The 8489-nt window shown below is 64.2% G+C and carries 10 protein-coding genes; 9 read left to right on the top strand and 1 reads right to left on the bottom strand.

The annotated features are described in order from the left end of the window. Positions 1 to 4: 4 nt before the first annotated feature. The 9 genes from QN347_RS03820 (at position 5) to QN347_RS03855 (ending at position 7689) form a co-directional block, all read left to right on the top strand. On the top strand, positions 5 to 1285 hold the full coding sequence (locus QN347_RS03820) for a glycoside hydrolase family 28 protein (protein WP_322163804.1): 1281 nt from the start codon (positions 5 to 7) through the stop codon (positions 1283 to 1285). Between the two features lie 485 nt (positions 1286 to 1770). Next, the gene (locus tag QN347_RS03825; RefSeq protein WP_322163805.1) at positions 1771 to 3237 is read left to right on the top strand and encodes a deoxyribodipyrimidine photo-lyase; all 1467 of its coding nucleotides are present in this window, start codon (positions 1771 to 1773) and stop codon (positions 3235 to 3237) included. 509 nt (positions 3238 to 3746) lie between these two features. Continuing rightward, positions 3747 to 4982 carry a tyrosine-type recombinase/integrase gene (locus QN347_RS03830; protein WP_323493969.1) on the top strand — a complete coding sequence of 412 codons (1236 nt, stop codon included), beginning with the start codon at positions 3747 to 3749 and terminating at the stop codon, positions 4980 to 4982. Positions 4983 to 5085: 103 nt separating this feature from the next. After that, a complete protein-coding gene (locus QN347_RS03835) occupies positions 5086 to 5859 on the top strand; it encodes a hypothetical protein (RefSeq protein ID WP_323493970.1) in 774 nt (257 codons plus the stop codon). A gap of 96 nt (positions 5860 to 5955) precedes the next feature. Beyond that, positions 5956 to 6186 carry a helix-turn-helix domain-containing protein gene (locus QN347_RS20965; protein WP_416194500.1) on the top strand — a complete coding sequence of 77 codons (231 nt, stop codon included), beginning with the start codon at positions 5956 to 5958 and terminating at the stop codon, positions 6184 to 6186. Positions 6187 to 6189: 3 nt separating this feature from the next. Further along, positions 6190 to 6636, top strand: coding sequence for a winged helix-turn-helix domain-containing protein (locus QN347_RS03840; RefSeq protein WP_322163808.1), 447 nt, complete (start codon positions 6190 to 6192; stop codon positions 6634 to 6636). Beyond that, positions 6633 to 7091 carry a hypothetical protein gene (locus tag QN347_RS03845; protein ID WP_322163809.1) on the top strand — a complete coding sequence of 153 codons (459 nt, stop codon included), beginning with the start codon at positions 6633 to 6635 and terminating at the stop codon, positions 7089 to 7091. The genes QN347_RS03840 and QN347_RS03845 overlap by 4 nt, the downstream gene beginning before the upstream one ends. After that, complete coding sequence (locus QN347_RS03850; RefSeq protein ID WP_322163810.1) at positions 7088 to 7417, top strand: hypothetical protein; 330 nt, start codon at positions 7088 to 7090, stop codon at positions 7415 to 7417. Before QN347_RS03845 ends, QN347_RS03850 begins: the two co-directional genes overlap by 4 nt. Next, positions 7414 to 7689 carry a CHC2 zinc finger domain-containing protein gene (locus QN347_RS03855; protein ID WP_322163811.1) on the top strand — a complete coding sequence of 92 codons (276 nt, stop codon included), beginning with the start codon at positions 7414 to 7416 and terminating at the stop codon, positions 7687 to 7689. Before QN347_RS03850 ends, QN347_RS03855 begins: the two co-directional genes overlap by 4 nt. Before the next feature lie 51 nt (positions 7690 to 7740). Here QN347_RS03855 and istB read toward each other — a convergent pair. After that, a partial coding sequence (istB, locus tag QN347_RS03860; protein WP_323493971.1) for an IS21-like element helper ATPase IstB occupies positions 7741 to 8489 on the bottom strand: 749 nt, incomplete at its 5' end.

The raw sequence follows: 8489 nt of genomic DNA on the forward strand, positions 1-8489 counted from the left end.
AGCGATGCGCTATTCAATTCTTGCCGCGACGAGCCTGATCCTCGCCGCTCCCGCCACCGCACAGGATCGCCGCACGGTGACCGAGCCGCGTCTGCCCGCGACTGCGTGCGAGACGCTGACGCCCAAAGCGGGCAACCGCGCCGCCGAGTTGCAGGCCGCGCTCAAGCGCTGTGTGGGGCAGGCGGTGCGGCTGAGCGCAGGGCGCTACGACAGCGGGCCGCTCGAACTGCCGATGCGGACGACGCTGTGGCTCGATCGCGCTGCCGTGCTCGCCGCGATCCCCGATCCGGCGCTGTTCGACATTGGCGAGCGCGCTTGCGGGAAGATCGACCAGCGCGGCAAGGGCTGTCGCCCGCTGTTGCACATCGCCGATGCGACCGACGTCGCGATCGTGGGCGACGGCACGATCGAGGGCAATGGCGGCCAGCCGATGCCCGGCGGAAGCGAAACCTGGTGGCAGCTCGCGCGCCGCGCGCAGGTCGAGAAGGGCAATCAGAACGTCCCGCGCCTGATCGTCGCCGATCGCGGGCGCAACTTCACGCTGTACCGCGTGCGCCTGGCGAACTCGCCCAATTTCCATGTCGTCGCCAATCGCCTGCAGGGCTTCACCGCGTGGGGCGTGATCGTCGACACGCCCGCCGACGCGCGCAACACCGACGGGATCGATCCCGGCGCGAGCGAGGACGTGACGATCACCAAGACCTTCATCCGCACCGGCGACGACAATGTCGCGATCAAGGCGGGCAAGACCGGCGGCACGCGTTACGTCTCGATCCTCGACAACCATTTCTACTCGGGCCACGGCATGTCGATCGGCAGCGAGACCAATGGCGGCGTCGCGCACGTGCTGGTCAAGGGGCTGACGCTCGACGGCACCACTTCGGGTTTGCGCATCAAGAGCGATGCGAGCCGCGGCGGGCTGGTCGAGGACGTGCATTACGAGGACGTCTGCATTCGCGGCAGCAAACGACCGATCGACATCTACACCGCCTATGACAAGGAGGCGCGCGGCGACCTGATCCCGGTCTATCGCGGCATCGTGCTGCGGCGGGTTTATGGCGATGGCGGGCGGCTGATCGCCAATGGCTATGACGCCGCGCACACGCTCGAGCTCGCGCTCGACGACGTGCGGTTCACGGCGGTACCGCGATGGGAAACCGTGCACGCCCGCTTCCTGATCGGCAAAGGCGGCGCGGTGCCCGATCCTACCGGTCAAGCGACCGAGCAGGCTTCCATTGCCGCGCGGTGCGATGCCGCATGGCGTACGTTTCCGGAAAAGCCGTAGCGCAAGGTGATGCCGCGTCGCGGTATCGGCCAAGGGTGTGGTCCCTCCTGCCGCGCCGCGCGCTTGTTATTGCGATCGCCATAGACCCGGCGCAGCGCCGCGACCTGGACATGAGCCGCGACCGTGGACTGGAAACCCATCGCGGTGAGGCCATAGCCCGATAGGATGCGGAACGTTTCGCAGGTCGACACGCCTCCAGCGTTCGGGGGAAGTGCCGAAACGACGGGAAAGGCGATCGGCGCCAGTTCGCGCCTCGGCCGGTGGCGGCGATCAGTCCAGGCGCCGTGGCGGGATCGGCCCGTAGCCGCCGATCGCGCTTGCTCGGCGGGGTGCCGCGTGGCCGAAAGATGGAGGCGGGACCTCGGCGATGCGGACGCTTCTAAACGAACGTTCGCTTATTTTGGCGACTATCTTCGCCGCTGGCGCCAGGATGTGCATAACAAGACCGCGTTGGCCACGGGGCATCAACGTGGCCGGAGTTTGTGATGGCACTATCTGGACGGCTTGCTGAACTTTCCGACTGGCACCAGGCACCGCGCGTTCGGCCGCTGAACGACCGATTGCCAGCGCAGGGCGGTCGATACGTCCTGTGCTGGCTTCAGCAGGCGCTGCGCGCTTGCGACAACCCCGTTATCGACGCAGCCGTCCGCCTCGGCAACGCGCTGCACCTGCCGGTGCTGGTCTATCACGGTGTCCGCGAGGACTATCCGTATGCGTCGGACCGGCTGCACCACTTCATCCTGAGAGCGAGCATCGATCTCGCGGAGGGATGTCGCCAGCGCGGGCTGGCTTGCGTCCAGCACGTCGAGCGTGCCGAGCGACGGGAAAAGGGTCTGGTTTACCGGCTGGGTGTCGCGGCGGCGGCGATCGTCGTGGAAGACCAGCCGACCTTCGTTGCGCGGTGGCAGTCGGAACGCGTGGCGGCAAGGGTCGATGTGCCCGTTCTTGCGGTGAATGCCGCCTGTCTGGTGCCACCGGCGGTCATCGGCCGCGACGTGCAGGGGCGGACCGCTTTCCTGCGTCGCCATGAGCCAGCGCGGGCCGCTTGGGCGGCCTGGGACGAGGAAATCGCAGACGTCGCCGCCTATTCCGGAGCGTTGCCGTTCACGCCTGACACGCTCCGCGCGGACGAGCTGGGCACCCTGATTGCCGGCCTCGACATCGACCATTCGGTCCCGGTCACCCCGATGCATCCAGCGGGTCGGAACGCGGCGGAGGCGCGGCTCACACGCTTGGTCGCAGACGTGCTGCCTGGCTACGCGTCCAACCGGAACGATGCCACGCGTCTCGACAGCGCGAGCGGTCTTTCGCCTTATCTGCACTTTGGCGTGCTTGGCCCGCGCGAGGTCATGGCGGCAGTGAACGGCGCTGCCGCAGGTGGACAGCACAAGCGCAAGTTCGCCGACGAGTTGCTCGGCTGGCGGGAGTGGTTCCACTATCAAGCGCGGCATCTCGACGCGCCCGAACGGTACGACCGGATCGCCCCCTGGGCGCGCCAGACACTCACCGACCATGCCGGCGACCTCCGCCCCGACCAAGAGACGCTTTCAGCCATGCTGAGGGGCGAGACACGCGACGAGACGTGGAATGCGTGTCAGCGCCAGTTCCTGGCCGAGGGCTGGATGCACAACAACCTGCGGATGTACTGGTGCAAGCGCATCATCGCGATGACGCCCAGTCCGGAAGCGGCATGGGCGACCGCTTGCTATCTCAATGATCGCCTGAGCCTCGATGGCCGTGACCCAAGTACCTACGGCAACATCGCCATGATGTTCGCCGGGGCGCCCACGGATCGTGAGGGTCCGGTCTATGGGCGTGTGGCGACGCGGGGTGACGGCTCCACCCGTCATCGGGCGGGCGGGGACGCGTGGCTGGCAACGGCGGCGTCTCGGCCTGTTCCTCTTGTGTCTGTCCCTGGATTTCCACCGGTAGACCCGTATCTCGCGAGCTAGACAGATATCGCTTCGGTCGGCCGGCCGCTGCTTTTAGGCGCCGGGTGAGCGCCGTTATTATCTGGCCAATGCCCGGCGTGGAGCTTGCAAAGCGCGATCAGCAGGTACGGCGAGCCAGGTCGGTTCCACGCCGACGCGGTTGGAAGATCCTGCGCAGTAGCCGTGCCCGCTGCGTCGATCATTTGGTGCAGCCACGGGGAGTGCCACCCGGTGGACTCCACGATCGAAGCGGTGTCGCTGCCACCGCCAATAGCCGAGGCAGACAGAACGCCGTAAACACCGGTCCCGATCCAGCACGTGCATCGAAGGTCGACGGTGCGACGTGGCGGAGAGAGTGTCCCCCTAACCTCAATCCGGACTGTACCGTCTCGATACGTTGAACCCCACGGAAACCTACACTTCCGCCTTTGTCCCCATTCCGATTTACCGTTCTGTGTCGTTTACGTTCCCATAAAACCGCGCTACTATCGGGGAGCGGATTAGGGAACGGACACGCTATGCCTCGCAAATTGAGCAACGCGCTTACAGCGCTGCAAGTGAAGAACGCGAAAGCGGGTCGGCACGCTGATGGCGGTGGCCTTCACTTGCTGGTGAAAGACACCGGGGCGCGGTCCTGGGTTTTCCGGTTCATGCTGAAAGGCCGGTCGCGTGACATTGGGCTAGGCGCGGCTGGACCGGACGGCATTTCCCTATCGGCGGCGCGCGATCTAGCAGCGGCGCTGCGCTTGAAGGTCAAGGCCGGGATAGACCCGCTCGAAGAACGCCAGAGAGAGGCCGCACAGGCCCTTGCGGACGCGCAGGCGGCACAGGTGGCCGGGGTGACGTTCAAGGCCGTTGCGGAGGCCTATATCGGCGCGAACGAAGCGAGCTGGCGCAACGCGAAGCATCGGCAACAGTGGAGCAACACGCTTGCGAGCTACGTCTATCCGATCGTTGGCGATATGCGGGTTAGCTCGATCGACACGGCGCATATTCTGCAAATCATCGAACCCATGTGGAAGGCGACGCCGGAAACCGCCAGCCGCGTGCGCGGTCGGATCGAAACCGTATTGGATGCGGCAAAGGCCCGCGGCTATCGTGAGGGCGAAAACCCCGCCCGGTGGCGCGGGCATCTTGCGCAGTTGCTTCCCGCGCGGCCTCGCCTGTCACGCGGCCATCACAAGGCCCTGCCTTATGAGACTGTACCCGCGTTCGTTGCCGATCTGCGCGAGCGCAAGGCCTTCGCCGCGCTAGCGCTCGAGTTCGCAATTCTGACAGCGACGCGCACAAACGAAGTGCTTGGCGCGACCTGGGCAGAGGTAGATATGGACAAGGCAACGTGGACGATCCCCGCCGATCGCATGAAGGCGGCGCGGGAGCATCGCATACCGCTGTCGCCCCGCGCGTTGGAGATCCTCGAAAGCGTCAAGGCTGCCGGTAAGGGGCATCTATTCCCCGCCACCGAGGGCGGCAAAATGTCTAATATGGCTATGGCGATGCTGCTGCGGCGGATGGAAGTCGATTGCACGGTTCACGGCTTCCGGTCGGCGTTTCGCGATTGGGCTGCGGAGTCGACAGGGTACGCGCACGAAGTCTGCGAAATGGCGTTGGCGCATGTCATCGGCAACAAAGCCGAGGCGGCCTATCGGCGTGGCGATCTATTCGACAAGCGGCGGCGGATGATGGCCGATTGGGCCGCCTTCTGTGCGCGCGGCGACGCAGCCGGCGCTACTGTCACGCCAATGCGGCGGGCGCACGTTGCCTGATACCCGCCCCCCCCGGCAAGCGGCCGCGCTGGTGGCCTGGGCTGCACTCGAGGCGGCTGGCGGCCTATACCCGCCCCATAGCGAGGAAACGCCACCAGCCGGGATGCTGGAAGGCTTAGGCGAGTATGACGCCGCCGCGGTGCAAGCAATCGTGCGCGACACTATGCGCCGTGCCCCGGCTGATCGCGTTTGGCCTTGGATCGCGCGGGCAATCTATCGCTATGAGGTAGAGCTAGCAGCCGATGGCTTCGCGGACTTGGCGGACCCGAGCGCGGATGACCTACTAGAGCAGGTAGCAAAACACGCCGCGGCGTTGCGACATACACTTAACCGCTTATCGCTATTGTCGCTTAAGTCACCCGCAAAAGTAGGAAAGCAGAATCACGCGAACGCGCTGCGGTTCGGGCAAGCGCTAACCGATCATTTCGAAAGCAAGCGAGAACGTGGGGGGCGTTCCGCGTTTTTCGATGATCTACAATTTTGCGTTGACGCCCTTAAGACACCCGAAAAACAGATGGCGGACCTTCGTAAGCGGCACGCTGCATTGCGGGCGCGAGGGGCACTAGACGAATATCAGGCGTATCTGGAGGGCTCAACATTGGCCCGGAATTTAGCCGGTAGCCCAGACCTTCCCTCGCGCAGCCGAGGCCCAGACGACCCGTTTTTGGCGGGGCTGGTGGCTGACCTAGCCGAAGTATGGGCGAGGGTGACAGGCAAGAAGCCGAGCGCATCTTATAAATTCACTGTCAGAGACGAAGGGCCGCCGTTCGTCAGGCTTGTAAACGGGTGCTTGATGCTCGCCCACCACGGCAAAGCCACCCCGGAGCAGGTCAAGACCGCTTTGCCCGAGCGGCTCGACGCTTCCCCGTCAAAGTAGGGTAATTGCTCGCCGATATTTATGAGCAATCCCCCCGCTTAAGCCCCGATCCACGGGAGCATTACCGCCTTGTGTCAAATCAGACCGAGGTGGATTATGAATACGACCAACATAGAATTGCCGAAGCTGGCTTACAGTGTTCGCGAGGCTTGTGCGGCGTCGAGCTTGGGACGCACCAAGCTTTGGGCACTAATCAATGACGGGCACCTGAAAGTTACGCGCATAGGTGGTCGCACGATCATCCCAGTTGAGAGCCTACATGCCCTCGTTACTGGCGAGCCCATGCCCGCAGAGACCCTTCCCTCATCGGTTACTGGGGAGGTCTGAAACATGACCGACAAACAAAACCCGACCACCAACGGCAGCCGGGCTCTGTGGATTAGCTTTGCAGGCGCTTCCGCAGAATCCTTTAACGGTTTCGAGCGCGACCCGCAATCATATGTGGACAGGTGGAACGCCGCCCTTTGCGGTGGCGACAGCCCCTATAACGATCGCCCCGGCTCGAAGGGGCAGGCAGAGACGAGCGGAGAGGCAGCCGAAGCTATCGCGTCCGAAGCTCGCGTTATTCGTCAAAAGGTTATGCGCGCGCTTTATCAGTGTCCCGCAGGTCTGACAGCCGAGGAAATAGCCGAGCGCATCGGCCATTCACGCCCCGCGACGCAGCCCCGCACCAGCGAGCTACGCAGCGCCGGCCGAATCTTCGATAGCGGCCACCGCCGCCGTAACGCATCCGGCAAGCGCGCTATCGTCTGGTCTGTCTTGGAGCCGAAGGCATGAGCAGCGTTTATGAGGCAGGGGCGACGACCGCGCGCCTAGACGATGCTATCGCCATAGCTCCCCCGCATTTCCGCCCGATCCTGCTAGCCGTGCGTGACTTTCGCGCCGGGTTGCTGATCGTATCGCAGGGGCAAACACCCTTCGCGGTTTCCTATAAGCCCGCGCGCCCCGCCATCTTGCTTATTGGCGACGATCTGGTGCGTGCGATGGGGCCGGCCGGCTTCCACGAAGAATCGCTGCACGCGGCTATCGCCTCGAGCGACGCTTTCGTGATTGTGGCAGGCGCACCATTGCCCGAATTGTACGCGGTCGGTTCCGCCATCGCCGTAGGCGGCAAGCGCGGCATGATAATCGAGACGCAGCCGCAGCAAGTCGCGGCCTGGGCTGGTCTGATCGACAAGCTTGCCAAAGGCCGCCCGGTTTTGGTGTCCGTACCGAAGGCGGGTGAAGCATGACCGCCCGCGTTTTCGGCATTGAGCGGTGGCGAGATGCCCGCGTGAACCGTGCCCGCGTCGGCAAGGCTCCCCGGCTGGCAGTGCGTCGCACGATACTGTTGCGCCAAACCGTTGCCGGTAGCTGGGCAGTAACGGTCCAGGAATGGCGCTTCGGCATGTGGAAGCAACCCGAGGTGCTTTGCCGCGGCGTACCGCTCCCTAAGGCCCGTGCGACCGCTCTTGCGGCATGGCGCGACCGACGCCTGCCGCTGCTTTGGGCTTATCTCGACAACAATACGCGGCCTTTCCACGAAGGCCGCAGCGAGCCCCGAGAGGCGCGAGCATGACACAGGCAATCCGCAAATACTCCGATCGCGCGCCTTCCGATCCCCATGCGTTCCGGCGTCTGGTCGATGATGCCAAATCGCATCACAACCTGTCGGATCTGGTGGCGCGCTATACGAAGCTGCATCGCCGGGGGCCTTCCGAAATGGTCGGATTGTGCCCGCTCCACGATGAACGCTCGCCAAGCTTCGAAGTGAACGACCGCAAGGGCACTTGGCATTGTTGGGGCGGGTGCGGTGGCGGAGATATGTTCGCTTTGTCAATGACACTGTAAAATTCCCCACATGTGGCAAAGTAAAATTCCCCACTTTGCGAACGCGGGATGTCAGGTGAGCTGGTCTGCGGCACCTCCTTGCTTTGGCGGCCGGCCGCGCCGCCTGGGCTCGGCACTGGCGGTCGGCGCGAGCGTCGAAGTCGTTCTGACCTGCTCCGGCAGCAGGGCGGCATGCCGGCGAAGTCTGTAGCTGGATCCATCGATCTGGATGACGATGGCGTGGTGGAGAAGGCGATCCAGGAGTGCCGTCGCGACGACGGGGCTTCCAAAAATCTCGCCCCATTCTGCAAAACCGCGGTTAGAGGTTAGGATCATGGCGCCCTTTTCGTAGCGCGCGTTGACCAGTTGGAAGAACAGGTTTCCGCCGCCGGGTATGACTGGGAGGTATCCGATCTCGTCGATGATCAGCAGGGCCGGACGGCAGAAGTGTCGGATCTTGGCCGCCAGGTTCCCTTCGCGTTCAGCTTTGGCGAGAAGGCCGATCAGATCGGCAAGAGCGATGAACGAGACGCTCTTGCCCGCCTTGACGGCTTCGACGCCGAGCGCGGTCGCCAAGTGGCTTTTGCCTGTGCCTGGTGGCCCGAGAAGGTGGACCACCTCGCACCGGCCGACGAAGCTGAGCTCTGCGAGAGCCATGATCCTGGCCTTGTCCAGCGAGGGCTGGAACGCGAAGTCGTAGCCCGCAAGCGTCTTGATGGCACCAAGCCTGCCCATGACGAGCGCGGTCTTGATACGTCGGCTCTCCCGGAACGTCAGCTCTTCGAGCAGGAGTTGCTCGATTGCCTCGAGGGCGGTGAGCT

The sequence above is a fragment of the Sphingomonas sp. 10B4 genome (genome assembly GCF_035019905.1).
GTDB classification, from domain to species: Bacteria; Pseudomonadota; Alphaproteobacteria; order Sphingomonadales; family Sphingomonadaceae; genus Sphingomonas; species Sphingomonas glacialis.